General features: G+C 72.2%; 24 protein-coding genes. 11 read left to right on the forward strand and 13 right to left on the reverse strand.

From position 1 onward, the window contains the following. Positions 1-89 precede the first annotated feature (89 nt). On the forward strand, positions 90-851 hold the full coding sequence (locus AB0E07_RS07435; protein ID WP_362247366.1) for a MerR family transcriptional regulator: 762 nt from the start codon (positions 90-92) through the stop codon (positions 849-851). An 85-nt stretch (positions 852-936) separates the two neighbouring features. On the opposite strand, the gene AB0E07_RS07440 is transcribed toward AB0E07_RS07435, so the two are convergent. Then, complete coding sequence (locus AB0E07_RS07440) at positions 937-1,302, reverse strand: YbjQ family protein (protein WP_362247367.1); 366 nt, start codon at positions 1,300-1,302, stop codon at positions 937-939. Between the two features lie 148 nt (positions 1,303-1,450). On the opposite strand from AB0E07_RS07440, the gene AB0E07_RS07445 reads away from it, so the two are divergent. Beyond that, complete coding sequence (locus AB0E07_RS07445) at positions 1,451-2,401, forward strand: VTT domain-containing protein (RefSeq protein WP_362247368.1); 951 nt, start codon at positions 1,451-1,453, stop codon at positions 2,399-2,401. Positions 2,402-2,506: 105 nt separating this feature from the next. Here AB0E07_RS07445 and AB0E07_RS07450 read toward each other — a convergent pair whose 3' ends face one another. Then, the gene (locus AB0E07_RS07450; protein WP_362247369.1) at positions 2,507-3,220 is read right to left on the reverse strand and encodes an NAD(P)H-binding protein; all 714 of its coding nucleotides are present in this window, start codon (positions 3,218-3,220) and stop codon (positions 2,507-2,509) included. 92 nt (positions 3,221-3,312) lie between these two features. On the opposite strand from AB0E07_RS07450, the gene AB0E07_RS07455 reads away from it, so the two are divergent. Continuing rightward, a complete protein-coding gene (locus AB0E07_RS07455; protein ID WP_362247397.1) occupies positions 3,313-3,984 on the forward strand; it encodes a TetR/AcrR family transcriptional regulator in 672 nt (223 codons plus the stop codon). A 37-nt stretch (positions 3,985-4,021) separates the two neighbouring features. On the opposite strand, the gene AB0E07_RS07460 is transcribed toward AB0E07_RS07455, so the two are convergent. Continuing rightward, positions 4,022-5,689: a threonine/serine exporter family protein gene (locus AB0E07_RS07460; RefSeq protein WP_362247370.1), complete on the reverse strand. Its 1,668-nt coding sequence runs from the start codon at positions 5,687-5,689 to the stop codon at positions 4,022-4,024. 106 nt (positions 5,690-5,795) lie between these two features. Beyond that, on the reverse strand, positions 5,796-6,287 hold the full coding sequence (locus AB0E07_RS07465; protein WP_031487466.1) for an inorganic diphosphatase: 492 nt from the start codon (positions 6,285-6,287) through the stop codon (positions 5,796-5,798). Between the two features lie 79 nt (positions 6,288-6,366). Between AB0E07_RS07465 and dacB the strand changes: the two genes are divergently transcribed. From dacB to folE, 6 genes are all read left to right on the forward strand, one after another. After that, positions 6,367-7,944 carry a D-alanyl-D-alanine carboxypeptidase/D-alanyl-D-alanine-endopeptidase gene (gene dacB, locus AB0E07_RS07470; protein WP_362247371.1) on the forward strand — a complete coding sequence of 526 codons (1,578 nt, stop codon included), beginning with the start codon at positions 6,367-6,369 and terminating at the stop codon, positions 7,942-7,944. Positions 7,945-8,021: 77 nt separating this feature from the next. Beyond that, the gene (locus AB0E07_RS07475) at positions 8,022-9,155 is read left to right on the forward strand and encodes a zinc-dependent metalloprotease (RefSeq protein ID WP_362247372.1); all 1,134 of its coding nucleotides are present in this window, start codon (positions 8,022-8,024) and stop codon (positions 9,153-9,155) included. Between the two features lie 192 nt (positions 9,156-9,347). Further along, on the forward strand, positions 9,348-10,391 hold the full coding sequence (gene tilS / locus AB0E07_RS07480; protein WP_362247373.1) for a tRNA lysidine(34) synthetase TilS: 1,044 nt from the start codon (positions 9,348-9,350) through the stop codon (positions 10,389-10,391). A 66-nt stretch (positions 10,392-10,457) separates the two neighbouring features. Then, positions 10,458-11,018 (forward strand): hypoxanthine phosphoribosyltransferase, encoded by a 561-nt coding sequence (gene hpt, locus AB0E07_RS07485; protein ID WP_362247398.1) that lies wholly within the window; start codon positions 10,458-10,460, stop codon positions 11,016-11,018. A 218-nt stretch (positions 11,019-11,236) separates the two neighbouring features. Further along, positions 11,237-13,276: an ATP-dependent zinc metalloprotease FtsH gene (gene ftsH / locus AB0E07_RS07490; protein WP_362247374.1), complete on the forward strand. Its 2,040-nt coding sequence runs from the start codon at positions 11,237-11,239 to the stop codon at positions 13,274-13,276. Between the two features lie 140 nt (positions 13,277-13,416). After that, entirely contained in the window at positions 13,417-14,022 is a 606-nt protein-coding gene (folE, locus tag AB0E07_RS07495) for a GTP cyclohydrolase I FolE (protein WP_362247375.1), read from the forward strand. A gap of 65 nt (positions 14,023-14,087) precedes the next feature. Here the strand turns inward: folE and AB0E07_RS07500 are convergent, their stop codons facing one another. The 6 genes from AB0E07_RS07500 to AB0E07_RS07525 all read right to left on the reverse strand — a co-directional run bounded on the left by AB0E07_RS07500 (position 14,088) and on the right by AB0E07_RS07525 (position 19,426). Next, positions 14,088-14,576 carry a DUF3180 domain-containing protein gene (locus AB0E07_RS07500; protein ID WP_362247376.1) on the reverse strand — a complete coding sequence of 163 codons (489 nt, stop codon included), beginning with the start codon at positions 14,574-14,576 and terminating at the stop codon, positions 14,088-14,090. A 56-nt stretch (positions 14,577-14,632) separates the two neighbouring features. Continuing rightward, entirely contained in the window at positions 14,633-15,244 is a 612-nt protein-coding gene (gene folK / locus AB0E07_RS07505; RefSeq protein WP_362247377.1) for a 2-amino-4-hydroxy-6-hydroxymethyldihydropteridine diphosphokinase, read from the reverse strand. Beyond that, positions 15,241-15,600, reverse strand: a complete 360-nt coding sequence (folB, locus tag AB0E07_RS07510; RefSeq protein WP_351926007.1) for a dihydroneopterin aldolase — start codon at positions 15,598-15,600, stop codon at positions 15,241-15,243. Before folB ends, folK begins: the two co-directional genes overlap by 4 nt. 319 nt (positions 15,601-15,919) lie before the next feature. After that, complete coding sequence (locus AB0E07_RS07515) at positions 15,920-16,423, reverse strand: nuclear transport factor 2 family protein (RefSeq protein WP_362247378.1); 504 nt, start codon at positions 16,421-16,423, stop codon at positions 15,920-15,922. Beyond that, entirely contained in the window at positions 16,420-17,310 is an 891-nt protein-coding gene (gene folP / locus AB0E07_RS07520; RefSeq protein WP_362247379.1) for a dihydropteroate synthase, read from the reverse strand. Before folP ends, AB0E07_RS07515 begins: the two co-directional genes overlap by 4 nt. A gap of 289 nt (positions 17,311-17,599) precedes the next feature. Beyond that, complete coding sequence (locus AB0E07_RS07525) at positions 17,600-19,426, reverse strand: phosphatidylglycerol lysyltransferase domain-containing protein (RefSeq protein ID WP_362247380.1); 1,827 nt, start codon at positions 19,424-19,426, stop codon at positions 17,600-17,602. Between the two features lie 382 nt (positions 19,427-19,808). On the opposite strand from AB0E07_RS07525, the gene AB0E07_RS07530 reads away from it, so the two are divergent. Next, positions 19,809-21,371, forward strand: a complete 1,563-nt coding sequence (locus AB0E07_RS07530; protein WP_362247381.1) for a hypothetical protein — start codon at positions 19,809-19,811, stop codon at positions 21,369-21,371. Positions 21,372-21,445: 74 nt separating this feature from the next. Here the strand turns inward: AB0E07_RS07530 and AB0E07_RS07535 are convergent, their stop codons facing one another. Both AB0E07_RS07535 and AB0E07_RS07540 read right to left on the reverse strand, forming a co-directional pair. Beyond that, positions 21,446-22,780, reverse strand: coding sequence for a PH domain-containing protein (locus tag AB0E07_RS07535; RefSeq protein ID WP_362247382.1), 1,335 nt, complete (start codon positions 22,778-22,780; stop codon positions 21,446-21,448). Further along, positions 22,777-23,307, reverse strand: a complete 531-nt coding sequence (locus tag AB0E07_RS07540; RefSeq protein ID WP_362247383.1) for a PH domain-containing protein — start codon at positions 23,305-23,307, stop codon at positions 22,777-22,779. Before AB0E07_RS07540 ends, AB0E07_RS07535 begins: the two co-directional genes overlap by 4 nt. A 31-nt stretch (positions 23,308-23,338) precedes the next feature. On the opposite strand from AB0E07_RS07540, the gene AB0E07_RS07545 reads away from it, so the two are divergent. Continuing rightward, positions 23,339-24,487, forward strand: a complete 1,149-nt coding sequence (locus AB0E07_RS07545; RefSeq protein WP_362247384.1) for an NADH-quinone oxidoreductase subunit D — start codon at positions 23,339-23,341, stop codon at positions 24,485-24,487. Here AB0E07_RS07545 and AB0E07_RS07550 read toward each other — a convergent pair. Beyond that, positions 24,452-25,522, reverse strand: a complete 1,071-nt coding sequence (locus tag AB0E07_RS07550) for an SAM-dependent methyltransferase (protein ID WP_362247385.1) — start codon at positions 25,520-25,522, stop codon at positions 24,452-24,454. The genes AB0E07_RS07545 and AB0E07_RS07550 overlap by 36 nt on opposite strands. Between the last annotated feature and the right edge of the window lie 128 nt (positions 25,523-25,650).

Raw genomic sequence — 25,650 nt, forward strand, 5'->3', positions numbered from 1 at the left:
GGCGGAAGGGATGTGGGGCGCCCGGGGCTTGCACCTCACGCGGCGTGAGGGAGCACCGTGGAAGGCGTACCGAGAAGGGAGCGGACGAAGTGAGCTACTCCGTGGGACAGGTCGCCGGCTTCGCCGGAGTGACGGTGCGCACCTTGCACCACTACGACGACATCGGCCTGCTCGCGCCCAGCGAGCGCAGCCACGCGGGTCACCGGCGCTACGGCGACGACGACCTCGACCGGCTGCAACGAATCCTGTTCTACCGGGAGCTCGGTTTCCCGCTCGACGAGGTCGCCGCCCTGCTCGACGATCCGGACACCGACCCGCGCGCGCACCTGCGCCGCCAGCACGAGCTGCTGACCGCCCGGATCGAGAAGCTGCGGAAGATGGCGGCGGCCGTGGAACAGGCCATGGAGGCACGCAGAATGGGCATCAACCTCACCCCTCAGGAGCGGTTCGAGGTCTTCGGGGACAAGGACCCCGAGCAGTACGCGGAGGAGGCGGAGGCGCGCTGGGGCGGCACGGACGCGTACGCCGAGTCGCAGCGCCGCGCCGCGCGCTACACCAAGGACGACTGGAAACGCATGCAGGCCGAGGTGGCCGAGTGGAGCGAGCGCTACTCGGCCCTGATGGCAAGCGGTGAACCCCCGTCCGGCGGGGCCGCGATGGACCTGGCCGAGGAGCACCGCCGGCACATCTGCACCTGGTTCTACGACTGCCCGTACGAAATGCACCGGTGCCTGGGGGACATGTACGTCGCGGACGAGCGCTTCAAGGCGTTCTACGACGGCATGCGTCCGGGCCTGGCCGAGCACCTGCGGGACGCGATCAGAGCGAACGCGGCCCGCAGCGCCGAGTGACCCCGGGACCGGTCCCGGGCCCGGTCCCAGTTCCGGAACCGGTGCCGGTATCGGCCGTGGTCCCGGTAACGGCCGTGGTCCCGGCCTACTCCCGGGTCAGGATCACGGCCGTCCCGTAGGCGCACACCTCGGTGCCCGCGTCCGCGGCGTCGGTCACGTCGAAGCGGAAGGCCAGGACGGCGTTGGCCCCCCGCGCGCGTGCCTGCTCCACCAGCCGTTCCATGGCCTGGTTGCGGGTCTGCACGAGCGTCTTGGTGAGCCCCTTCAGCTCGCCGCCGATCATCGACTTCAGGCCGGCGCCGATCTGGCTGCCCAGGTGCCGGGAGCGCACCGTCAACCCGAAGACCTCACCGATGACCTCCTGCACCCGGTGGCCGGGTACGTCGTTCGTGGTGACCACCAGGACGTCGGCCTGGGGGCCCTGCCCGCCGCCGTACTCATCGATACCCATGGTTCACAGCTTTGTCCGGGCGGGGGCACAGCGCATCCTGTGCGCATCCATGGAACCTGGGGCTCCAGCGGTGCGTTGGTACCAGTGCCGCGTTGGTACTTTTAGCAACCAGCCCCCGCCCGACCCACCCCGCAGGAGCCACGAACCCGTGACCACGCTTGCGCTCGGCCCCGAGTGGCTCAGCCCGGACTATCTGATCGAGACCTTCAGCCTGCCCGGCATTCTGCTGATCGTCTTCGCTGAGTCCGGCCTCTTCGCGTTCCTGCCCGGTGACTCCCTGCTGTTCACCGCGGGCCTCTTCGTGGCCGAGGGGACGTACATCACCCAGCCGCTGTGGCTGGTCTGCACCCTGATCGTGCTCGCCGCGGTCATCGGTGACCAGGTCGGCTACATGATCGGCAAGTTCTTCGGCCCGAAGCTCTTCAGCCGCCCCAACTCCAAGCTCTTCAAACAGGAGAACCTGGAGAAAGCGCACGAGTTCATGGAGAAGTACGGTCCGAAGGCGATCGTGCTGGCCCGGTTCGTGCCGATCGTGCGCACCTTCGCGCCCATCGTGGCCGGCGCCGGCCGGATGAAGTACCGCACCTTCCTGACGTACAACATCATCGGCGGTATCGCCTGGGGCACGGGCGTCACCCTCGCCGGCTACTGGCTGGGCCAGATCGGCTTCATCAAGGCCAACGTCGAGTCGATCCTGATCCTGATCGTCTTCCTCTCGGTCGTCCCGATCATCATCGAGTACGTGCGCGAGCGCTCGAAGAAGAAGCGCGAGGCGGCCGAGGCCCCGGCCGACCAGGACCGTCACCACCAGCACCAGCACCAGCACCAGCACCAGCACCACCAGCCGCACCCGCAGGCGATGGACGACGCGACGACCCAGCTGCGCCGCATCGACCCCACCGACGACGAGCCGCCCCAGCAGCAGTACTACGGGCAGCAGCAGCCCTACGCCCAGCAGTACCCGCAGCAGTACGGCAACCAGCCGCAGTACGGCGGCCAGCAGTACGGCGACCAGCCGCAGTACGGCGGTCTGCCTCACGGGGACCAGCAGTACGACCACCAGCGGAACGGCCAGTACCCCCACAACCAGGGCTACTAGGACCGGATCTCCTGCCGTGCGCGCGCGGGCCGGGTGAGGCAACGCCCCCGGCCCGCGCCCGCGGCGGTCGCCCTCCGCAGGTCCGGCCCGCTCCGGCGGTCGCTCTCAGGCGCGTTCCCCGGGTGCCGCGTGGGCGAGTGCGCTCGGTGTCCGGCAGCCGACGATCGCGGGGGCCTCGCGGACGAGCGTGTCGTCGGTGAGTGCCTCCACCATGAACAGCGCGAAGTCCACCCGGCGGGTCAGGTCGCTGGCCAGCACCGGGTCTCCCACGTGCCTGCTCCACACCGGCAGGCCCTGGCTCTCGCCCTCCTCCAGGGAACTGCCGCGGACCACGGTCCATCGGCTGTCGCTCGCGAAGATCCTCCGGCACGCCTCTACCTGGTCGTCGATCTCGACGGCCCGCACCAGCTTCCCCAGCACGGCCGCGATCCGGACGCCCAGCGTGAACATGCGGGAGTAGGAGTCCTTGCCGTCGCGGGTGATGTGCCATCCGCAGGAGAAGACCAGGCGCGCGTCGGGCCGCGCGTGATCGAGGACCGCCTGGGCCGTGCCGGACGAGTACTGCCGCACCCCCCAGGGGGCGAGCACGGTCAGGACCCCGTCGCACCCCTCCACCGCCCGCCGGATCACTTCCGGGTCGTTCGTGTGACCCGGTACGACCGTGATCCGTCCCTCGAACTCGGCCAGCTTGGGCACGCTCTTCTCCCGGCACACGCCGACCACCTCGTAGCCGCGGTCCAGCGCGTGCCGAACCATGTACTGCCCGAGCTTCCCGGATGCCCCCACGACGCAGATCTTCTTCATGCGTGACGCGCTCACGGTGCAGTCCCTTCGCCGACCTGCTGACCTTATCTTGTAAGGTACGCTAGCCTTATGTTGTAAGGGGGTCAACCGTGGACCAGGAGGAGCGAATGCCCGAGGGGCGCAGAGGGCGGCGCACTCCGCTGAGCCGCGACCGCGTCATCCGCGCGGCCGTGGCGGTGGCCGACGAGAAGGGGACGGCCGCCCTCACCATGCGGGCCATCGCCGCGCCCCTGGGCGTCGAGGCGATGTCGCTCTACCACCATGTGAAGGGCCGGGAGGACGTTCTCGACGGCATGGTGGACGCGGTCTTCGCCGAGATCGAGCTGCCCTCCAGCGGCCCGGACTGGCAGGGCGCCATGCGTCACCGCGCCCACTCCGCCCGTGCCGCGCTCAAGCGCCACCCGTGGGCGATCGGCCTGATGGACTCCCGCTCGCGGCCCGGTCCGGCCACCCTGCGCCACCACGACGCCGTCATTGGATCCCTGCGCGCCGGGGGATTCTCCGTCCGGAGGACCGCGCACGCCGTCTCACTGATCGACAGCTATCTGTACGGCTTCGTGCTCCAGGAACTCAGCCTGCCCTTCCGGGGCGAGGCCGAACAGGACCGGGTGGCGGGCGAGATCCTGGCGGACATGCCCGCCGACACCTACCCGTACCTCGCGGAACTGGCCCGGGAACACGTCCTGCAGCCCGGCTACGACTACGGGGACGAGTTCGCCCACGGCCTCACCCTCGTCCTGGACGCCCTTCAGCCCGACGAGCAAACGGCGCTCGGCTGAGGCGCCGTGCGGGCCGCCCTGCCGGGAAGCGGAGCGCTCAGAAACCCCGAGTCCGCTTCGCCGCCCTGCGCCCCGCCATGGAAGCTCCGGGGAGCCGCAGGAACAGCCGCGAGATCTCCGAGCCCAGATTGACCCCGATCGCGATGGCCATGGCCAGGGACGCCGCCGTGGCCAGCGACACCAGCCCCTTGTCCACCTCGTTCTGCGCGATCGACAGCAGCCCGAAGTAGGTGGCGGAACCCGGCAGCAGCGGCCCGATCGCCGCGGTCGTGTAGGGCAGGGCCGACGCGAACCGGTACCGCGACAGCAGCTGCCCGAACAGCCCCACGAGACCCGCCGCCACGGCCGTGGAGGCGACCGGGGACAGCCCCCCGGTGTAGTGCAGCGCCCCGTACACCGACCAGGCGACCCCGCCGTTCAGCGTCACGGCCAGCACGGTGGACCGTTCCTGCTGCAACAGCACGGCGAAGGTCAGTGACAGCAGCATCGACGCGCCGATCTGCCACAGCGGCCGCTCGGAGATGTTCAGCGCCGCGTCCGGGTTCAGCTTGGCACCGAGGTTCACGCCGAAGTACAGGATGATCAGCACCCCGGCGACGATCCCCACGAAGAAGTACATGACCTCCAGCAGCCGCGCCGACGCGGTGATGTAGAAGCCCGTCAGACCGTCCTGCACACCCGCCACCAGGGCCCGCCCGGGCAGCAGCGCGAACAGCCCACCGGTGATCACCGCGGACGCCTTCGCGTCCACGTGGGCCAGGTTCAGCGCGACCCCTATCGCGGCCGGAGGCATCGCGGCCACCGTGAACTGGTAGAACTCCGGCAGCCCGCGCCCCGCGCACAGCCACGCCAGCCGGTCGCCGAGCATGGCGCCCACCGCCGCGGCGATGAACACGATCACGCCACCGCCGACCAGCACCGAGGCCGCGCCCGCCAGCAGTCCGCTCGCCGAGGTCAGCACCCACGTCGGATACGGGTGCCGGTTGCGCCGGATCTCCGCCAGCCGCCGGTACGCCTCCTCCAGGGAGAGGTGGTTCTCCGGGTCGCTGAGGTCGTCGACCAGCTGGAACACGGCCGCGAGCCGGGTGTAGTCGGTGCCGCGCCGCCGCACCGTCCGGGCCGCCGACACCGGGTCGTCCACCAGGGACGGCTGGTAGGAGATCGACAGCAGGGTGAAGGTGACGTTCGGTTCGCAGCGGTCCAGGCCGTAGGAGCGGCAGACCGCGAACATGGCCGCCTCGACGTCCTCCGCGCCCTCGCCGCCCGCCAGCAGCAGCTCGCCGATACGCAGCGTCAGGTCGAGCACGCGCGGGACGGCCGGACCCTCCTCCTCGGTCCGCTGGGCCCGCTCAGGCGCCGGCCGCTCGGTCACCGACATACGCAGCATGGTGCGCATCCGGTCCTGCCATGGCGCGTGCTTGGTCAGGCTGACCACCGGCACCCCGGTCGCCGGAGTGAACGCCGGGGGCGCGTCCCGGGAGTGGTACGTCCGCGGCGTACTGAACGCCGACCCCTCAGCCTCGACGGGCGGCCCCGGCGGCGCGTTCATGCCGTCCGGGAGGGCGAACTCGGAGGTCGTCTCCGGGTCGGGGCCGCCCCGGGGGACGGCCAGCCCCTCGGGGATGGCGAACTCGGATGTGATCTCGGGGTCGAACGTGCTGGTCGCCTCGTCCGACTGCGGCTTGCGGTCCTCCGCCTCCGTCACTTGCGCAGAGCTCCCTGTACGACGCCTCAAGACCAGGCCACAGTATGCGCACAACAACACGACGGGCCGCACGCGTGCGCGTGCGGCCCGTTCGTGGACTCAGGGCTCAGTGGCCGCCCTGGTCCTTGAAGCGCTTGTAGGAACGCTCGATCTCGGCCTCGGCCTCGGTGCGGCCGACCCAGTCGGCGCCCTCGACGGACTTGCCGGGCTCCAGGTCCTTGTAGACCTCGAAGAAGTGCTGGATCTCCAGGCGGTCGAACTCCGACACGTGGTGGATGTCGCGCAGGTGCTCCACCCGCGGGTCGGTCGCCGGGACGCACAGCAGCTTGTCGTCGCCGCCGGCCTCGTCGGTCATCCGGAACATGCCGATCGCACGGCACTTGATCAGGCAGCCCGGGAAGGTGGGCTCGTCCAGGATGACCAGCGCGTCCAGCGGGTCGCCGTCCTCGCCGAGAGTGTTCTCGACGAAGCCGTAGTCGGTCGGGTAGGCGGTCGAGGTGAAGAGTCGACGGTCCAGGCGGATCCGACCGGTCTCGTGGTCCACCTCGTACTTGTTCCGCGAACCCTTCGGGATCTCGATCGTGACGTCGAACTCCACCGGTGGCTCCTCCATGATCAGCACATAGTTCTGGTGGTTAAGTGTCCCTCACGCAGGTGTGTGATCGCGAAAGGGGCTGGTGGTCGTGCCAGAGCTGAGGCCTTGGCGGGCCGTACGACCGCGCGTGGCGCGGGTCGCGGGCGCCGTACGACCGCGTCTCGCACGGGCCGTCCGGGCCGCGCGACCTCGGATCGCACAGCTCGGCCGAGCCGTCTCGACGCAGGTCACAAGGCCGAAGACCTGGCAGTACACCGCCGGCGCCGCCACCGCGGGCCTCGCGCTGGCCGTCGGGGTGGTGACCGCCGCCGGTCCCTGGGACTCCTCGGGTCAGCGTACGGCCGAGCGGGACCGGTCAGTCACCGCGGGGCACACGGGTGGCGCAGATCACGGTCGTAATTCCGCTACGGCGCCCGAGGAGCCGCGGCCCGCCCCGAGCGCGGCCTCCGTGCTCACCGGCCTCGGCGGCACCACCGGCGGGGCGAAGTCCTCCCACGGTACGAAGGCCCTGGCCGGCGTCCTGGACCCGCTCCTGGACGCCCCCGGGCTCGGCGCCCGGCACGCCGCCGCCGTCGTGGACGTGGCCGGCGGAGAGCGTCTGTACGGCGCCGACGACACCACCGCGCTGACCCCCGCCTCCACCACGAAGATCGCCACCGCCGCGGCCGCCCTGTCCGCCCTCGGCCCCGACCACCGCCTGACCACCCGCACGGCCCTGGAACCCGGCACCGGCGAACTCGTCCTCGTCGGCGGCGGCGACCCCACCCTCACCGCACGCGAGGACGCCGACGGCAACGCCGACCTGCGCACCCTCGCCAAGGACACGGCCGCCGCCCTGAAGAAGGACGGCGTGCGCGAGGTGACCCTGTCGTACGACACCACGCTCTACGCGGGCGACGAGGTCCACCCGATCGGGGTCAACGACAACCTCGCCCCGGTCACCGCCCTGATGGCCGACGAGGCCCGCACCGACGACTCCGACAGAGGTCCCGCCCCGCGCGCGGGCGAACCGGCGGCCGAGGCGGCCCGCGCCTTCGCCGACCTGCTCGCCGAGCACGGCGTCAAGACGTCCGCCCCGGGCCCCTCCAAGGCCACCTCGCGCGCCGAGACGCTCGCCGAGGTCTCCTCGCCGCCGCTCGCGACGCTGGTCGAACGGATGCTCACCAACAGCGACAACGACATCGCCGAGGCCCTCGCCCGGCACACCGCCCTGGCCACCGGCGAACGCCCCGACTTCGACGGCGGCGGCCGCGCGATCCACGCCGAGCTGAAGAAGCTCGGACTGCCCGTGCAGGGCGCCGAGTTCAAGGACGGCAGCGGACTGAACCGGGACGACCGCCTCACCGCGCGCCTGTTGACGGCCCTGCTCGCCCAGTCCGGCGACCCCGCGCACCCCGAACTCCGGCCGATCCTCACGGGCCTGCCGGTCGCGGGCTTCACCGGCACGCTGACCAGCCGTTACACGGACGGCGCGGCCGGCCTCGTACGGGCCAAGACCGGCACCCTGACGGGGGTGAACGCCCTGGCGGGAACGGTCGTGGACCGGGACGGTCATCTGCTGGCCTTCGCGTTCCTCACGACGGACACCACGGACCCCGGGGCCGCACAGTCGGCGCTCGACGCGGCGGCGAACGCCCTCGCGGCGTGCGGATGCGTCTGACGGCGCGCGGACACACCCCGCGCGCGGGCGGCCCCGACGCCCTGCCCCCGGCGGCGGTGCTCACGTACGGTTGACGCATGACGAGCATCGGTGGTGCCGCAACTCCTGGGATGGTCGACTGGAATCTCGCGGTGGCGACCGCGACCCGGCTCGTGCGGCCGGGACCGGAGGTCAGCCGCGACGAGGCCCGTGCCGTCGTCGCGGAGCTGCGCCGGCACGCCAAGGCCTCGGAGGAACACGTCCGGGGCTTCACTCGTCTGGGCACCGAGGAGACCCACGACACGCCCGTCCTGGTCGTCGACCGGCCGGGCTGGGTCCGGGCCAACGTCGCCGGGTTCCGCGAACTTCTCAAGCCGCTCCTGGAGAAGATGCAGGAGCGGCGCAGCGACACGCCCGGCGGCGCGGTCCTCGGCACCGTCGGCGGCAAGGTGACCGGCGTCGAACTCGGCATGCTGCTGTCGTTCCTGGCCTCCCGGGTCCTCGGCCAGTACGAGACGTTCGCGCCCGCCACCCGTGACCTGCCCGCCGGAGCGGGCGGCGGCGGCCGGCTGCTGCTGGTCGCGCCGAACATCGTGCACGTGGAGCGTGAACTCGACGTCCAGCCGCACGACTTCCGCCTGTGGGTGTGCCTGCACGAGGAGACCCACCGCACCCAGTTCACGGCCGTGCCCTGGCTGCGGGACCACCTGGAGGGTGAAATCCAGTCGTTCCTGGGGGAGACCGACGTCGACCCCATGACGGTGCTGGAGCGGGTCCGGGAAGCCGCTCAGTCCCTCGCCGGCGGCCGGCCCGAGGGCGAGGAGGACGACGGCGGCCGCTCCTTCGTCGAGATCGTGCAGACCCCGGCCCAGCGCGAGATCCTCGGCCGTCTCACCGCCGTGATGTCGCTGCTGGAGGGCCACGCGGACTTCGTCATGGACGGCGTGGGCCCCGATGTCGTGGCCTCCGTCGCCGAGATCCGCGAGAAGTTCCAGCAGCGCCGCGCCAAGGGCGCGTCCCGGCTGGACCTGGCCCTGCGCAAGCTGCTCGGTCTGGACGCCAAGCTCCGCCAGTACCGTGACGGCGAGCGCTTCGTGCGGGCCGTCGTCGACGAGGTCGGCATGGACGGCTTCAACCGGGTGTGGACCTCGCCCAACACCCTTCCGACCAAGGCGGAGATCGCCAAACCGGCGGACTGGGTCGCGCGGGTGCACCGGAAGGCCGAGTCGTGAACCCCTGGAGACGGTCGTGAAGCGAATCCGGCCGACGGCAGGCGAACGCCCCTCCAATCACCCGTCCGAGGGACCGTGAGCCATGCGTAGGCGTGCAATGCTCGGGGAACCGCCCGGTTCTGTCACCATCTACACACTCTGAGTGACCGGACTCGGGCTCACCCCCCGAAAACTTCATGAAGGGAACCGGACATGGGTCCCCATCCTGCGGTCGCGGCGATACGCCTGGCGGTCCGCCGCGTCCTCCACGACATCCTCACCGCACAGCCGACCGTCCCCGAGCCGCTCGGTCCGTCCGAGCCCTCCCCGCACGAGCGCCCGCCGTCGCCGCTCGTGCTCGTGGCCTGCTCCGGCGGCGCCGACTCGATGGCACTCGCCTCCGCCCTGGCGTTCGAGGCCCCCAAACTGGGCGTCCGCGCGGGCGGCGTCACCGTCGACCACGGCCTCCAGCCCGGCTCCGACCTGCGTGCCGGCGAGGTCGTCGTGCGCCTGCGCGAACTCGGCCTGGATCCCGTCGAGTCCGCCGCCGTCAGCGTCGGCCGCGAAGGCGGACCCGAGGCCGCCGCCCGGGACGCCCGCTACGCCGCCCTGGACGCCGCCGCCCGCCGCCACGGCGCCACGGCGATCCTGCTCGGCCACACCCGCGACGACCAGGCCGAGACCGTCCTGCTCGGCCTCGCCCGCGGTTCCGGCATCCGCTCCCTGTCCGGCATGGCCGCGGTCTCGGGGGCCGACGGCCGCTACCGGCGCCCCTTCCTGGAGCTCGACCGGCAGACCGCGCGCCGGGCCTGCATGGTCCAGTCCCTGCCCGTCTGGGACGACCCGCACAACGCGGACCCCGCCTACACCCGATCCCGGCTGCGTCACGAGGGCCTGCCGGCCCTGGAGAAGGCGCTCGGCAAGGGCGTCGTGGAGGCACTCGCCCGTACGGCGCAACTCTCCCGCGACGACGCCGACGCCCTCGACGCCTGGGCCAGCCAGGCCGATTCCTCGGTGCGCGACGCCACCGGGCTGCTGGAGTGCGCCAAGCTCTACGCCCTGCCGCCCGCCGTACGGCGCAGGATCCTGCGCCGCGCCGCCATCGAGGCGGGCGCTCCGGCGGGCTCGCTGTTCGCCCGGCACATCGAGGAAGTCGACCGACTGATCACCGGATGGCGCGGCCAGAAGGCCATCAATCTCCCCGGCAAAGTCGTCGCCCAGCGCCAGGGTGGCAGACTGGTGATCCGGCAAGGCTGAATCCTCGCTCCGCCGGTCCCCGTTCCGGGGGTCCGGGGCGGGCAGCCGGTGGGACGACCGAAAGTGATGCGGGTGGACGCGAAAGACATGGGTGCCGACCTTCAGCAGGTGCTCATCACCAAAGAAGAGATCGACGCGAAGCTGGTCGACCTGGCCGCGAAGATCGACGCGGAGTACGCGGGCAAGGACCTGCTGATCGTCGGTGTGCTCAAGGGCGCGGTGATGGTCATGGCCGACCTCGCGCGGGCGCTGTCCACCCCCGTCACCATGGACTGGATGGCCGTGTCCTCCTACGGCGCGGGCACCCAGTCCTCCGGCGTGGTGCGGATCCTCAAGGACCTCGACACCGACATCAAGGGCCGGCACGTCCTGATCGTCGAGGACATCATCGACTCCGGCCTGACGCTGTCGTGGCTGCTGTCCAACCTCGGCTCGCGCGAGCCGGAGTCGCTCAAGGTCTGCACCCTGCTGCGCAAGCCGGACGCGGCCAAGGTCTCGATCGACGTCGAGTGGGTCGGGTTCGACATCCCCAACGAGTTCGTCGTGGGCTACGGCCTCGACTACGCCGAGAAGTACCGCAACCTGCCGTTCGTCGGCACGCTCGCGCCCCACGTCTACGGCGGCTGACCGGGCCGAGCCCGCGGGTCCGGCCCGGCGCTGGGCCACAAGGGCGACGCTTGTAGGACCATCGGGAACCCCGGCGCGGTTCGCGCCGTTGGAGCATGCAGAGGCGGATCGCCAGCCGTCCCGTGCGGCTTCGCGCAACAATGCTGGGGTACCGTCAGAAGAACTGTCTTATCAAACTCACTATGGCAGGAGGGACGGGGCGGCACCGCTCCGTATGGATGGACGTGAAGCGATACTTCCGTGGGCCGGTCATGTGGATCGTGCTGGCCGTCCTTGCCGTGGTCGTGTTGATGCAGGTCGTCGGCTCGTCCGGCGGCTACAAGACGGTGGACACCGGCCAGGTCGTCCAGGCGATCAATGACAACAAGGTCGAGTCGGCCAAGCTGACCACCGGCGACGAGCAGACCATCAAGGTCCAGCTCAAGGACGGCGAAAAGATCGAGGACAGCTCGAAGATCCAGGCGAGCTACATCGGCGACCAGGGTGTGACCATCGCGAGCACCCTGCAGACCAAGTTCCAGGACAAGCAGATCCCGGACGGCTACACGGTCTCGCCGACCAAGCAGAACGCCTTCGTGAGCATCCTGCTCTCGCTGCTGCCCTTCGTTCTGATCGTCGTCGTGTTCCTGTTCCTGATGAATCAGATGCAGGGCGGCGGCTCCCGAGTGATGAACTTCGGGAAGTCCAAGGCCAAGCTGATCACCAAGGACACCCCCAAGACGACGTTCGCCGACGTCGCCGGTTCGGACGAGGCGGTCGAGGAACTCCACGAGATCAAGGAGTTCCTCCAGGAGCCCGCCAAGTTCCAGGCCGTCGGCGCCAAGATCCCCAAGGGCGTACTCCTGTACGGCCCTCCCGGCACCGGCAAGACCCTGCTCGCGCGTGCCGTCGCGGGCGAGGCCGGGGTGCCGTTCTACTCGATCTCCGGTTCCGACTTCGTCGAGATGTTCGTCGGTGTCGGTGCCTCCCGGGTCCGTGACCTCTTCGAGCAGGCCAAGGCGAACGCCCCGGCGATCGTCTTCGTCGACGAGATCGACGCGGTCGGCCGCCACCGCGGCGCCGGCCTCGGCGGTGGTCACGACGAGCGCGAGCAGACCCTGAACCAGCTGCTCGTCGAGATGGACGGCTTCGACGTGAAGGGCGGCGTCATCCTGATCGCCGCCACGAACCGTCCCGACATCCTCGACCCCGCGCTGCTGCGTCCCGGCCGTTTCGACCGGCAGATCGCGGTCGACCGCCCGGACATGCAGGGCCGCCTGGAGATCCTCAAGGTCCACCAGAAGGGCAAGCCGGTCGCCCCGGACGTCGACCTCTCGGCCGTCGCCCGTCGTACGCCCGGCTTCACGGGTGCCGATCTGTCCAACGTCCTGAACGAGGCCGCCCTGCTGACGGCCCGCTCGGACAAGAAGCTGATCGACAACCACATGCTCGACGAGGCCATCGACCGCGTCGTGGCGGGCCCGCAGAAGCGGACCCGGATCATGTCGGACAAGGAAAAGAAGATCACCGCGTACCACGAGGGCGGTCACGCCCTGGTCGCGGCGGCCTCCCCGAACTCCGACCCGGTGCACAAGATCACCATCCTGTCCCGGGGCCGCGCCCTGGGCTACACGATGGTGCTGCCGGACGAGGACAAGTACTCGACCACGCGCAACGAGATGCTCGACCAGCTCGCCTACATGCTGGGCGGTCGCGCGGCCGAGGAACTGGTCTTCCACGACCCGACCACGGGCGCGGCGAACGACATCGAGAAGGCCACCGCCACGGCACGCGCGATGGTCACCCAGTACGGCATGACCGAGCGGCTGGGCGCGATCAAGTTCGGCGGCGACAACACCGAGCCCTTCCTCGGCCGTGAGATGGCCCATCAGCGCGACTACTCGGAAGAGGTCGCCGCGCTGGTGGACGAGGAGGTCAAGAAGCTGATCGAGACGGCGCACAACGAGGCCTGGGAGATCCTGGTCGAGAACCGCGACGTCCTCGACAACCTGGTCCTCGCGCTGCTGGAGCGGGAGACGCTGGGCAAGGAGGAGATCGCCGAGATCTTCGCCCCCATCGTCAAGCGTCCGCCCCGGCCCGCCTGGACCGGCTCCTCCCGCCGTACGCCGTCCACCCGTCCGCCGGTGCTCTCCCCCAAGGAGCTCGCTCTGACGAACGGCGCCAACGGCGCGACCCCGGCGATCAGCACGGCCAAGTCGACGGTCACCGAGCCCGCCCCCGTGGCGGAGCCGGCGCCCGAGGAGCGGCCCGAGAGCTGACCGGCCGACCCGGTCCGCGGACCGGGCCCGGAATGGATGCCGCGCCCCCCTGGTTCTAGCCTGGGGGGCGCGGCATTTCGCATGCCCGCAGTTCAGACGCGTGCCCCACACGCGCCACCCGCAGAGGAACGAGGCACCACATGACCGACCCCGTGACGCTGGACGGCGAGGGCCGCGTCGGCGAGTTCGACGAGAAGCGCGCCGAGAACGCCGTACGCGAACTGCTGATCGCGGTCGGCGAGGACCCGGACCGCGAGGGCCTCAGGGAGACGCCCGGCCGGGTCGCGCGGGCGTACAAGGAGATATTCGCGGGGCTGCGGCAGAAGCCGGAGGACGTGCTGACGACGACCTTCGACCTCGGGCACGACGAGATGGTGCTCGTGAAGGACATCGAGGTCTACAGCACCTGCGAGCACCATCTGGTGCCGTTCCGGGGCGTGGCGCACGTAGGGTACATCCCGGCGACCACCGGCAAGATCACGGGGCTGTCCAAGCTGGCACGGCTCGTCGACGTCTACGCCCGCCGCCCCCAGGTGCAGGAACGACTCACCACGCAGATCGCGGACTCCCTGATGGAGATTCTGGAGCCGCGGGGCGTGATCGTGGTCGTGGAGTGCGAGCACATGTGCATGTCGATGCGGGGCATCCGCAAGCCCGGCGCGAAGACCCTCACCTCGGCGGTGCGCGGCCAGCTGCGGGACGCGGCCACCCGCAACGAGGCGATGAGCCTGATCATGGCGCGCTGACGCCCGACGGGCGGCCGGCAGGCCGCCCCCGGTCCCGGCCGCGCTCCGAGAGCCTGTGACGGCGGCTAGGCGGCCGGTGCCGCCCCCGTGCCGTCCTGGTCGTCGTCCTCCGGGAGCTTGCAGACCCGCTCCAGGAAGATCGCCGCCGCTATCACGCCGATGCCGGCGACCACCGAGAAGCCGGCGTAGATGGCCTGGTCGCGACGGGCGGGGATGTCCAGGACCTCCAGCAGGAAGACGCCGGTGCCGCCGTACATACCGGCGACGAGCGCGGCGACCAGGGCGCTGGCCTGGCCGAAGACCACCGCGCGGGCCGCCATCAGGGGGTCGACGCCCTTGGCTCCGGGGCGGCGCTCCCGCTGGGCCCTGAGCCGGGCCCGCAGCGAGAGCGCCGTGGCCAGCAGCACCACGGCGATCAGGGCGAGGACGACGGGGGCGGCCAGGGGGACGCTCGGCAGGGTCCCGACCGAGTTCCACAGGCGGGCCCCCGCCCAGGACAGGACGCCCGCCACCACGAACACTCCGGCCAGCACCCTGATGCGCAGCTCTCTCACGGCGTCCCTTCAGCTCCCCCCGCTCCCACGGACTGTGGTCGTCTCGACCTTAACGACTACTCGGGCAGTCGGAGTTCCAGGTCGCCACGGGGAGCGACGCCCTCGCGCGGGACGGCGGACAGCAGGTCGGCGACCGAGCCCCGGCCGGGCAGCCGGGCGCCGGGCTCCAGATCGTGCCACGGGGCCAGGACGAAGGCGCGCTCGTGGGCGCGCGGGTGGGGAAGGGTGAGGGCCGGATCGTCGGAGACGACGTCCGCGTACGCCACGATGTCGACGTCCAGGGTGCGCGGGCCCCAGCGTTCGTCGCGGACGCGGTGGAAGGCCTCCTCGACGGCCTGCGCCCGCTCCAGCAGCGAGGACGGCGGCAGGGTCGTCTTCAGGACCACGACGGCGTTGAAGTAGGAGGGCTGGCTGCCCGGGTCCACGCCCCACGGCTCCGTCTCGTACACCGGGGAGACGCCTTTGACGCGGACGCCCGGGGTGTCCTCCAGCGCGTCGACGGCGCCCTGGAGGGTCTCCAGACGGTTGCCGAGGTTGGAGCCGAGGGAGATCACGGCGCGCTGCGGGTTGTGCAGGGTGGTGTCGGCGGCGTCGACCTTCTCGACGACGGAGGCCGGTACCGGCTGTACGGTCGGGTCGCTCTGACCCTCGGTGAAGGACGCGGTCATGCTCGGCTCCGGGTGATGGTGACGGTCACGTCGTCGAAGGGGACCGTGATCGGCGCGTCGGGCTTGTGGACGCGGACCTCGACCTCCTGGACCCCCTCGTGCCCCAGACAGGTGCGGGCGATGCGTTCGGCGAGCGTCTCGATCAGGTTGACGGGCTCGCCCTCGACCACGGCGACGACCTCCTCGGCCACGATGCCGTAGTGGACGGTCTTCGCCAGGTCGTCGTCCGCGGCGGCCGGGCGGATGTCCAGGCCCAGCACCAGGTCCACGATGAAGGTCTGCCCCTCCTCGCGCTCCTTGGGGAACACCCCGTGGTAACCGCGGGCCTTCAGGCCGCTCAGCGCGACACGATCCACGCGAATCACTCCTGCAATCGTCGGTAGCGGCCGGTCCGTGCCGTGTGCGGGCGGCACACCGGCCTCGGACGAATCTACCTGCGGGCACTGACAGGGCCGTCGCACGGGGGCGGGGACCCGGCCCGGGGCCGGAGGATTCACCAGGTGTTTCCCCTGGGGAATCCGGCGGCTCACGGGCTGTGGTGGCCGCCTCTACCCGGGCGGCGTGATTCCAACCACGTGTTCGTCCCTGTGGGGGCCCTGCGGGGCGCCCGGCCACTCCGGCGGGTGATCCGGCTCGTCGGGAGGGTGATCAGGCTCATCAGGAGGGTGATCCGGTTCAGGAGGGTGACCCGTCGTCGTCCTCGGCGTCGGTCTCGGTCAGGACCGGTGAGGCGTGGTGCGACCAGATCTTCCAGCCGGCGGGGGTCCTTCGGAAGACGTTGGTGGCGACGACGAGCTGGCCGACCAGCGGACCCAGCTCCGCACCGTCCTCGGGCGCCGGGCCGCCGCTGAGGATGTTCTCGGTACAGGTCACGAGCGCGGTGTCACCGGTGACGGAGACCCGCAGATCGGTGAGGAAGAACTGGATGTACTCCGTGTTCGCCATGATCAGCGCGTACGACCTGAGGACCTCGCCGCGGCCGGTCAGCACCGGCCAGCCGGGGTGCACGCAGGAGATCACCCCGGTGTCGGCCGGGTCGTGGTACGTCTCGTCGACACCGAGGTCGGCCGGGGAAAGCCAGAGCGAGGACAACTCCTCGAAGTCACCGCGCTCCATCGCCTCGTAGAAGGCGGTGTTTGCCGCTTCCACCTGCTCGACGTCGGTGTGCGGGGCGCTCACCGGGCTCCTTCGGGGTAGTGCTCGCCGTCCTTCGCGCCCTGTACGGCGCGTGCGACGCGTACGGCGTCCGCCGTCGCGCGGACCTCGTGCACCCGCACCGCCCAGGCGCCGGCGTGGGCGGCGAGGGCGGAGACCGCGGCGGTGGCCGCGTCGCGTTCCCGGGCGGGCGGCGGGGCGCTCCCCGGGCCGGCGAGGACCCGGCCGAGGAAGCGCTTGCGGGAGGCGGCGACCAGCAGCGGGTGGCCGAGGCCGAGCAGCCGGTCGAGGTGGGCGAGGAGCACGAGGTCGTGCTCGGCGTCCTTGGAGAAGCCCAGACCGGGGTCGACGACCACGCGGTCGGGGGCGATGCCGCCGGCCAGGACGGCCTCCACGCGCGCGCGGAGTTCGTCGACGACCTCGGTGACGACGTCGGCGTAGACGCCCTGGACGTTGCCGCCCTCCAGGAAGCCGCGCCAGTGCATGACGACGAAGGGGGCACCGGCGTCGGCGACGACCGGGATCATCGCGGGGTCGGCGAGGCCGCCGCTGACGTCGTTGACGAGGACGGCGCCGGCCGCGAGGGACCGTTCGGCGACGCGGGCGCGCATGGTGTCGACCGAGACGGTGACGCCCTCGGCGGCGAGTCCGCGGACGACCGGGATGACGCGCTTGAGTTCCTCGTCCTCGTCGACGCGGGCGGCCCCGGGGCGGGTGGACTCGCCGCCGACGTCGACCAGGTCGGCGCCCTCGGCGACGAGGGCCAGGCCGTGCTTGACGGCCGCGGTCGTGTCGAACCAGCGGCCGCCGTCGGAGAAGGAGTCGGGAGTCACGTTCACGACCCCCATGACCGCGCAGCGGTCCCAGTCGGGAAGGCCCGCCACGCGCCCGCGTCCGTTCTGCTTGCTCATACGTTCAGCCTAGGCCGTGTCTGACAATTCCCGTCTGCCCTGCGGCGCCATGCACGCTCCCCCAGAGGGGGCACCCCCACTCGCCGCACCGGGCACAGACCCACGGACAACCAGTCCGAGGGCCCGCGCCCGGCACGCCGAGAGCAAGCTCCCCCAGTCTCGGCTGCGCTCGACCGGGAGGTACCCCCACGACCCCGCAGGGCCGGCCTCCGGGCGACGACGCGAATTGTCAGACACGGCCTGGGCCGTGCAGGTCCCGCGGTGGGTTCGGGAGAGTCCCGGGGACGGGTCACGCCGTGCGGACCGCTGTGTCGGCCTGGGTGTGGGCGCAGGGGCGGGCGGGGGCGGCGCGGCGGCGCACGGGGTGCGGAAGGGGGAGTGCCAGGTCGAGGAAGCCCTCCGCCCTGAGGGCAGCGAGTCCGACCCGCGGCAGGTCGGCCGCGGCCCGGTAGACCACGAAGCGTGGCTCCCAGCGCGGGCGGAACTTGGCGTTGAACCGGTACAGCGACTCGATCTGGAACCAGCGGGAGAGGAAGACCAGCAGCCCGCGCCAGACGCGCAGCACCGGGCCGGCGCCGATCCGCTCGCCGCGCGCCAGCGCCGAGCGGAACATGGCGAAGTTGAGCGACACGCGCGCGATGCCCGCCCCGGGGGCCGCCCGGAGAGCGGCGACGATGAGGAGTTCGTTCAGGCCCGGGTCGGCCGAACGGTCCCGGCGCATCAGGTCCAGGGAGACGCCGTCGGTGCCCCAGGGCACGAAGTGCAGGACCGCCTTCAGGTCGCCGTACGGCCCGGGGACCGCGTCGGTCCGGTGGGCGGTGGCAATCAGGCAGTCGCCGTCGGCCGGGTCGCCGATCCGGCCGAGGGCCATGGAGAAGCCGCGTTCGGTGTCGGTGCCGCGCCAGTCGGCCACGGCGCGCCGGACGCGGTCGAGTTCGGCCCCGCCGAGGTCACGGACTCGTCGGACCCGGGTTTCGTAACCGGCGCGCTCGATGCGTGCGACCATCTGGCGCACGTTGCGCATCGCGCGGCCGGCGAGGGAGAAATCCGCGACGTCCACCACCGCCTCGTCGCCCAGTTCGAGGGCGTCCAGGCCGGTCTCGCGGGTCCAGACCTCGCCGCCGGTCTCGGAGCAGCCCATCACGGCCGGCGTCCAGGAGTGGGCCCGCGCCACGTCCATGAACCGCTCGATGGCGCCCGGCCACGCCTCCACGTCGCCGATCGGGTCGCCGCCGGCGAGCATCACCCCGGAGACGACGCGGTAGGTCACCGCCGCCTTGCCGCTCGGTGAGAAGACCACGCCCTTGTCCCGGCGGAGCGCGAAGTGGCCGAGCGAGTCACGTCCGCCGTGCCGCGCCAGCAGGGCCCGCAGACGGGACTCGTCCTCCTCGGAGAGGCGGGCGGCCGGGTGCTCGGGGCGCAGGGCGAGGTAGATCGTGGTGACGGCGGTGAGCAGCCCGAGGGAACCCAGGGAACAGGCCACGGTCCAGGAGGTCGTGCCTTGGTAGTCGACCGGGCCCTGGAAGCCGAACAGGCCGTACAGGACATGGGTGATGCGGTCGGCGAGGCTCGGGTCGCCGACCAGGTTCCGGGGGTGGGCGCTGACGATGACGAGGCCGAGCGCGAGCGAACCGGCGCCCATGAGGACGAGGTTGGCGAGCGCGCGCCAGCGGCTGCGGGGGTCGGGCAGCGCCGCGAACCGGTCGCGGTGGCGCACCAGCGCGACCAGCAGGACCAGCGGGATGACGGAGCCCAGCAGGGAGTGGCGGTGGTCGAACTGGGCCACGGCGCCGACCGGGAGCAGCGCCACCGCCGCCCGCCACGCCCGGCGTTTGCCGCGCCTCAGCCCGTGGGCGAGGAGCAGCAACAGCACGCCGGTACTGAGCGAGAGGGCGGCCGCGAACGGGCCGAGCGTGCCGGGGAGCACCTCGGCGAGGGTGTGCGCCCTGCTGTGCCGGAAGCGTGGGAAGACACCCGCCGCGATGTCCAGGACGCCCACGAGGGCGCAGGCCCTGCCGACGACCAGGGGCACCGCCTCGGGGCGCGGGCCGCGCGGCAGTAGGCGCGGGCGCCGCGGAGTTCCGCCCGCCGTTTCCTCGTCAGTCCTGACAGACATCGCATCCTGTGGTTCCGCTAGTTCCGCTAGTTCCGCTGGGTTGTGCTTGTTGCGCCGTGTTCCACCGCGTTCCGCCCTGCTCCGTCGGTCAGTTGGGTGGCGCCGGTTCCGCGAACGGGGCACGGCTCCGGTGCCGATTCGGGCATCCGGCGACATTGCGCCCTCTAGGACGGCGGCTCGGGGACGGGGGTTCACTCGTCTCGCCAAAGCCGTTTCCAAGGCCGGGGAAAGATCCGGGCAAGTGCGCCGGCCCTCGGCGGAAGGGCCCGGGAACCAGTTAATGATCTTGGTCTGCCCGGTGAATTCGAAGAACGCCTCGGGATGGCCGGGTTTTTACGGGGCGGGGCTCCAAGATTCGCCTACGCGCGGTAAGTTTCTGGCCATGCCACGTGGACGTCACCGCCATTCGCCGCCTCTGCACAGGCTGCTGCCCCCGTCGGCCATCGCCGGTGTCTCCGTCGTCTGCGCGCTCGGCCCCTGGGCGTTCTCGGAGCCCCTGGTGCTCCGGGGCCTGGCCGCTGCCGCCGCCGCCACGGCGATCGTCGGCGCGGTCGTCATGCGCCGCTGGGACACCCACGCCGGAAAGCGCGTCGCCGACCTGACCCGCGCGCGGGCGAGTGACGAGTGGCGTTTCGAGGAACGGGTCGCCGAACTGGAGACCGATCTCGACGAATCGCGCGAACTGCGCGGCAAGCTGGAACAGCGACTGCGTGCCAAGCGCGCGGAACTCGCCGGGCTGCGCAATGAACACGCCTCTCTGCTGCGGCGGTACGCCACCGCGGAGACCGAGCGGGCGACCGCCCTGGAGGGGCGCCGACTGCTGGAGATAGAGACGACGACGCCCGCGCGCGCGTTGCCGCCGGCGCCCACGCCGTCCGCCGAGACCGTGGTGGAAGAGGAGGCGGGGGCCGTGGCAGCCCCGGCAGTCGACGCCGCCACCGAGGTGGCGCCGGCCGACGCCGAGGTGGGCCAGGACGGGACCGAGCAGGCGGAGCCGACTACTTCCGCGGTCTTCTCGCCCGAGGGTTCGAAGCTGTTCCTGCGCGCGGGTGCCGCGCTGGCGAAGCTGACCGGCGCTGAGTTCCCTGAGACCGACACCGAGGCGGACGGTTCCGCCGCCGAGGAGGCCGAGGAGCCCCATGGGGCCCAGGAGGCCGAGGAGCCCCATGGGGCCCAGGAGGCCGAGGAGTACGGGCCCGCCGCGGAGACCGGGGCGCACGACGACACGCCGGTGGGGAGCGCACCCGAGGGCCCGAGCAACGACACGCCCGCGCAGGCGGAGGTGGAGGACGAGCCGGAGGGCACCGGTCCCGCCGCCCCCGTGACGGCGGGCGTCGCCGCCCCAGGTCGCGCGTCCGGCGAGGCGCGGGCCGACGTTCCCGCGCAGTACGACGGGTCCGCGCGCCCCACCTCGGCACACGACTCCGACGCCTCCGCACACGACACCTCCGCACACGACGCCTCCGCGGACGACGGTTCCGCGAGGGACCGGGCGGTGGCGCGGTCCGCCGGTCCGGCCGCGCAGGAGGACGAGGCGCAGGGGAAGCCCGAGGCGGTCGACGCGCAGGAGCACGGGCACGCGGCCGCCGCCACCACCACGGGCAAGCCCGCGCTCCCCGCCCAGCAGCCCTCCGGTCACTTCGTGGCACCGACCGCGGTGGCCGTCGCCCCGACGGCGCCCGTGCGGCGCCCGATGGTCGAGGGCGGCTTCGACTTCTTCGGCATGCAGAAGGACGCGGCGCCCGCCGACCTGGAGGCCGTGCAGAACGAGGACCTCGCCGACGTCGTCGGCCAGGAGGCGCTGGCGCTGCACAAGGCCGAGTCGGAGGCGGAGTTCAAGCCGGCCGACGAGGAGTCCCGCGGCGTCGGCCAGGTGATCGACCTGACGGCGCACGACGAGACCGAGCACATCGACGTACAGGGGCTGCGCAGCGCGGTGTCCTGACACCCGCGGCGCACGCGGGACATGCCCCGAGGGGCCGGCCTCAAGGCCGGCCCCTCACGCCGTCCACCGGCCCCTCACGCCATCCACCGGTCCGGCCGCGCGTCCCGCCGTCCCGTCCGTGACCGCTCGGCCTGGGCCCGCAGCAGCCGTGCCGCCTCCTCGGCGTCCCGCAGCCGCGCGGTGACCGTCTTGTTGGCGCCGGTGTCCACGTGCACGTCGGCGATGCCCAGGGCGCGCTGCCAGGGCCCCTGCGCCAGCCGCACGCTCTGCACCTTGGCGTGCGGCACCAGCGCCAGACGCCGCTTCAGGAGCCCCTCGTGCGCGGCGAAGACCGCGTCCGTGACGACGAGCCCGTAGCCCCGCCACCACACCGGCAGGTACCAGCGTGCCCGTCGTGGCGGCCGGGACAGGGCCGACTCGGGCGGGACGGTCACCCCGGGCAGCACGCGCGCGACGACGGCCTCCGCGACCTCGCGCGGCGCGACCGGCACCAGTACGGAGTTCGACGACCCGGCCACGTCCAGCTCCACCCGCACCCACCCGCGCCGCCGCCACAGCAGCGGCCGGACGACCCGTACCGTCTGCACCCGCCCCGGCGGCACCGTCTCGTGGACGCGGTCCAGGAGCCCGCGGTCGATACGCAGTCCGTCCGGGGATTCGGCCACCGTCCAGTCGTACTCGGCGACGAACCGGCCCACACTGCTCGCCCCGGCCGCGCCGAGCAGCGGCACGGCGGTGGCGAGGACCGTCCACAGGCTGTGGGTGGCGAGCCAGAGCACCAGGGGTACGACGAGGGCGGCGATCAGGGTGCCCCAGGTGGCGCCCGTCAGCAGGAGGGAGAGCGCGAGCGCGCGCGGGGGCGTGCGCATCAGTTCGCGCGCCGGAGCCTCGCCGACCTCGTGCGCCGTCTCGGGCGCGAAACCGGCGGCGCGCGCGAGGAGTTCCGCGCGCAGCGCCCGTGCCTCACCCGCGCCGAGGAAGGCCAGCTCGTCCTTCCGGTCCGCGCCGACCACGTCGAGCTTGAGCTTGGCGACACCGGCCACGCGCGCGAGGAGGGGCTGGGTGACGTCGACGGCCTGGATGCGTTCCAGCCGGATGTGCGCGGTGCGCCGGAACACCAGCCCGGTGCGGATGCGCAGTTCGGAGTCGGTCACCGCGAAGTGGGTGAACCACCAGGTGAGGAAGCCGTACAGGGCGGAGGCCAGCACGGCAGCGGCCACCGCCAGCAGCAGGGTCGTGGTGGTCAGCCGGGTCAACTGCCGCTGCGCCTGGTCCGGGTCGTGCACCGCCCACCCGATGACCACGGCCACCGGCGCCCACGCCCGCCTCAGCGGCGTCACGGGATGCAGCCGCCGCTCCACGACGGCCGGCCCGGGGCGTACGGCGTCGTCGACGCCCTGAGTGGTCACAGCCCCGCCGATCGGGCCTCGCCGAGCGCGGTGAGGCGGTCGCGCAGCCGTTCCGCCTCGGCCGGGTCGAGGCCGGGAATGGTGGCGTCGCTCGCCGCGGCCGCGGTGTGCAGCTGCACGCTGGCCAGACCGAAGTGCCGCTCGACGGGCCCGGAGGTGACCTCCACGAGCTGCATGCGCCCGTACGGCACGACCGTCTCCTCGCGCCACAGGACACCCCGGCTGATCAGCAGGTCGTCGGCGCGCTCGGCGTAGCGCCAGGAACGCCAGTTGCGCTCCAGCATCACCCATCCCCAGGCCCCCACGGCGAGCGGCAGCACGGCGAAGGCGGCCCAGGCCGGGCCGACGAGCAGGCCGAGCAGCACGGCGAGGCCGGCCGACAGCAGCCCGAGCCACACCACGAGCAGCAGCCGGCGCATCCGCAGGAGCCCCGGTGGCAGCCCGGTCCACTCCGGCTCGTGCCCGCCTTGAGGCCCGGTCGCCGATCGCCCGGTAAGCGCCGTGTTCTCCTGGCTCCCCGTCTCCATACGGCCAGCCTACGTAGGGGAGACTGTGTCCATGCCTACGACGGAGACCACGGTCGGTATCGGCGGAGCCGCGGAGAGCACCGACATGGTGCTCAACATCGGGCCCCAGCACCCGTCCACGCACGGCGTGCTGCGCCTGCGGCTCGTCCTGGACGGCGAGCGCATCCGCAGCGCCGAGCCGGTGATCGGCTACATGCACCGCGGCGCGGAGAAGCTCTTCGAGGCGCGCGACTACCGCCAGATCATCATGCTCGCCAACCGCCACGACTGGCTGTCGGCCTTCTCCAACGAGCTGGGTGTCGTCCTGGCCGTCGAGCGGATGCTCGGCATGGAGGTCCCGGAGCGGGCGGTGTGGACCCGCACCCTCCTCGCGGAGCTGAACCGGGTGCTCAACCACCTGATGTTCCTCGGCTCGTACCCGCTGGAGCTCGGCGGGATCACGCCGATCTTCTACGCCTTCACGGAGCGCGAGGAGCTCCAGCACGTGATGGAGGAGGTCTCCGGCGGGCGGATGCACTACATGTTCAACCGGGTGGGCGGTCTGAAGGAGGACCTGCCCGCCGGGTGGACCACGCGCGCGCGGGCCGCCGTCGCCGACGTGCGCTCCCGCATGGACCGCTTCGACGACCTGGTCGTCGGCAACGAGATCTTCCGCGGGCGCACCCGGGACGTGGGCGTCCTCTCCCCGGAGGCCGCGCACGCGTACGGGGTGAGCGGGCCGATCGCGCGCGCCTCCGGCGTCGACTTCGACCTGCGCCGCGACGAGCCCTATCTCGCGTACGGCGAACTCCAGGACACGCTGAAGGTGGTGACCCGCGAGGAGGGCGACTGCCTGGCCCGGTTCGAGTGCCTGCTGGAGCAGACCCACAACGCCCTCGACCTCGCCGACGCCTGCCTCGACCGGCTCGCGCACCTGCCGCCCGGACCGATCAACCAGCGGCTGCCCAAGGTCCTGAAGGCGCCCGAGGGGCACACCTACGCGTGGACCGAGAACCCGCTCGGCATCAACGGCTACTACCTCGTCAGCAAGGGCGAGAAGACCCCGTACCGGCTCAAGCTCCGCTCGGCCTCGTTCAACAACATCCAGGCGCTGGTGGAGCTGCTGCCGGGCACGCTGGTGGCGGACATGGTGGCGATCCTGGGGTCAATGTTCTTCGTGGTCGGCGACATCGACAAGTAGCTCCCGCAGGCTCGCGGGCGGGTCCGTGAGCCCCACGGGCTGGAGCAGCCAGCCGAAGTCGCCGAGGCCGCCGGGCGCGGTGAGTTCGGCGGCCTCGCCCGCGCCCGCCAGGGCACGGACGTAGGCGGCGGGCTGCGTGGAGGCCAGCGAGAGCGGGGGGCGTGCGCCCGTGACGCCCAGGGCGCGCAGGGCGTCGCGCTGCGAGGTCAGCCGCGCGCCGACCTCCCCACGCGCCGTCGCGCACGCCTCCGAGCCGGCCCACGCGCAGGCGTCCAGCGCCACATGGGCGGTGATGTCGCAGGAGCCGTCCGGTACGGGTGCCGTCTCGCGGCCCTCCCGGAAGCCGGTGAGGGTGCCGAACGGGGGGCGCGCGCCCCGGGCGTGGGCGTAGTCCACGGCGACCGCGAGCCCTCGCTCGACACCGGCGACCGCCGCGGCCCACGCCTCGTCCCGGGGCCGCCCGATCTCGGCCCGCAGCCCCTCCTCCGCGGGCAGCGGCCACCACCGGGCGAGCCATGCGGCGTCCGTGCCCGTGACCGGGTCCCCGAGCCGTTCGGTCCCGTCGCGCCGCACCCGGACCACCCGCGGTACGCCCGCGCCGTCGACCTCCGCGGCCTCCACGGGCACGTTGTCCAGCCATTCGTTGGCGAACAGCAGGCCCGTGATGCCCCGCGGCGGCCGATCGAGCCACTCGATCCGGTGGTCGAGACCGGGGGGACGCCCGGCGAGTTCCACGGCGTACGTGCGGGTGCGGGCGTGGACCTCCGCGGGGAGGGCGGCCAGGACCGCGGTGACGAGTTCGCCGCGCCCCGCTGCCATGTCCACGAAGCCGAGCGTGCCGGGCCGGCCGAGCGCCTCGTCGACATGGCACAGCAGCCGCGCCACGGCCCCGGCGAACAGCGGCGAGGCGTGCACGGAGGTGCGGAAGTGACCGGCCGGGCCCTCGGGCCTGCGGTAGAAGCCGCGGGGGCCGTACAGCGCCTCCTGAGCCGCCACCCGCCACCCCTGCCATTCCTCGTCAGCGTCTCGCGTCACGGGCCCAGGCTAAGAGCTCCGAACAAAAGTGGGGCCCGGCGGGCGGCGCCCGGCACGCGCGCTCGCGGCGTTGCCGAAAGGCCCTGGTAGCTCCGCTACCAGGGCCTTTCGGCGCCTTGCGATCGCAC

Source organism: Streptomyces sp. NPDC048002 (genome assembly GCF_040653275.1).
In the GTDB taxonomy this organism is placed as follows: Bacteria; Actinomycetota; Actinomycetes; order Streptomycetales; family Streptomycetaceae; genus Streptomyces.

Excerpts from the sequence above, each read along its gene's own strand:
- AB0E07_RS07440 (WP_362247367.1), bottom strand. The coding sequence starts at position 1,302 with ATGGGTATCGATGAGTACGGCGGCGGGCAGGGCCCCCAGGCCGACGTC.
- AB0E07_RS07455 (WP_362247397.1), top strand. The coding sequence starts at position 3,313 with ATGCCCGAGGGGCGCAGAGGGCGGCGCACTCCGCTGAGCCGCGACCGC.
- AB0E07_RS07475 (WP_362247372.1), top strand. The coding sequence starts at position 8,022 with ATGACGAGCATCGGTGGTGCCGCAACTCCTGGGATGGTCGACTGGAAT.
- tilS (WP_362247373.1), top strand. The coding sequence starts at position 9,348 with ATGGGTCCCCATCCTGCGGTCGCGGCGATACGCCTGGCGGTCCGCCGC.
- hpt (WP_362247398.1), top strand. The coding sequence starts at position 10,458 with ATGCGGGTGGACGCGAAAGACATGGGTGCCGACCTTCAGCAGGTGCTC.
- ftsH (WP_362247374.1), top strand. The coding sequence starts at position 11,237 with ATGGACGTGAAGCGATACTTCCGTGGGCCGGTCATGTGGATCGTGCTG.
- folE (WP_362247375.1), top strand. The coding sequence starts at position 13,417 with ATGACCGACCCCGTGACGCTGGACGGCGAGGGCCGCGTCGGCGAGTTC.
- folK (WP_362247377.1), bottom strand. The coding sequence starts at position 15,244 with ATGACCGCGTCCTTCACCGAGGGTCAGAGCGACCCGACCGTACAGCCG.
- folP (WP_362247379.1), bottom strand. The coding sequence starts at position 17,310 with ATGAGCAAGCAGAACGGACGCGGGCGCGTGGCGGGCCTTCCCGACTGG.
- AB0E07_RS07525 (WP_362247380.1), bottom strand. The coding sequence starts at position 19,426 with ATGTCTGTCAGGACTGACGAGGAAACGGCGGGCGGAACTCCGCGGCGC.
- AB0E07_RS07530 (WP_362247381.1), top strand. The coding sequence starts at position 19,809 with ATGCCACGTGGACGTCACCGCCATTCGCCGCCTCTGCACAGGCTGCTG.
- AB0E07_RS07540 (WP_362247383.1), bottom strand. The coding sequence starts at position 23,307 with ATGGAGACGGGGAGCCAGGAGAACACGGCGCTTACCGGGCGATCGGCG.
- AB0E07_RS07545 (WP_362247384.1), top strand. The coding sequence starts at position 23,339 with ATGCCTACGACGGAGACCACGGTCGGTATCGGCGGAGCCGCGGAGAGC.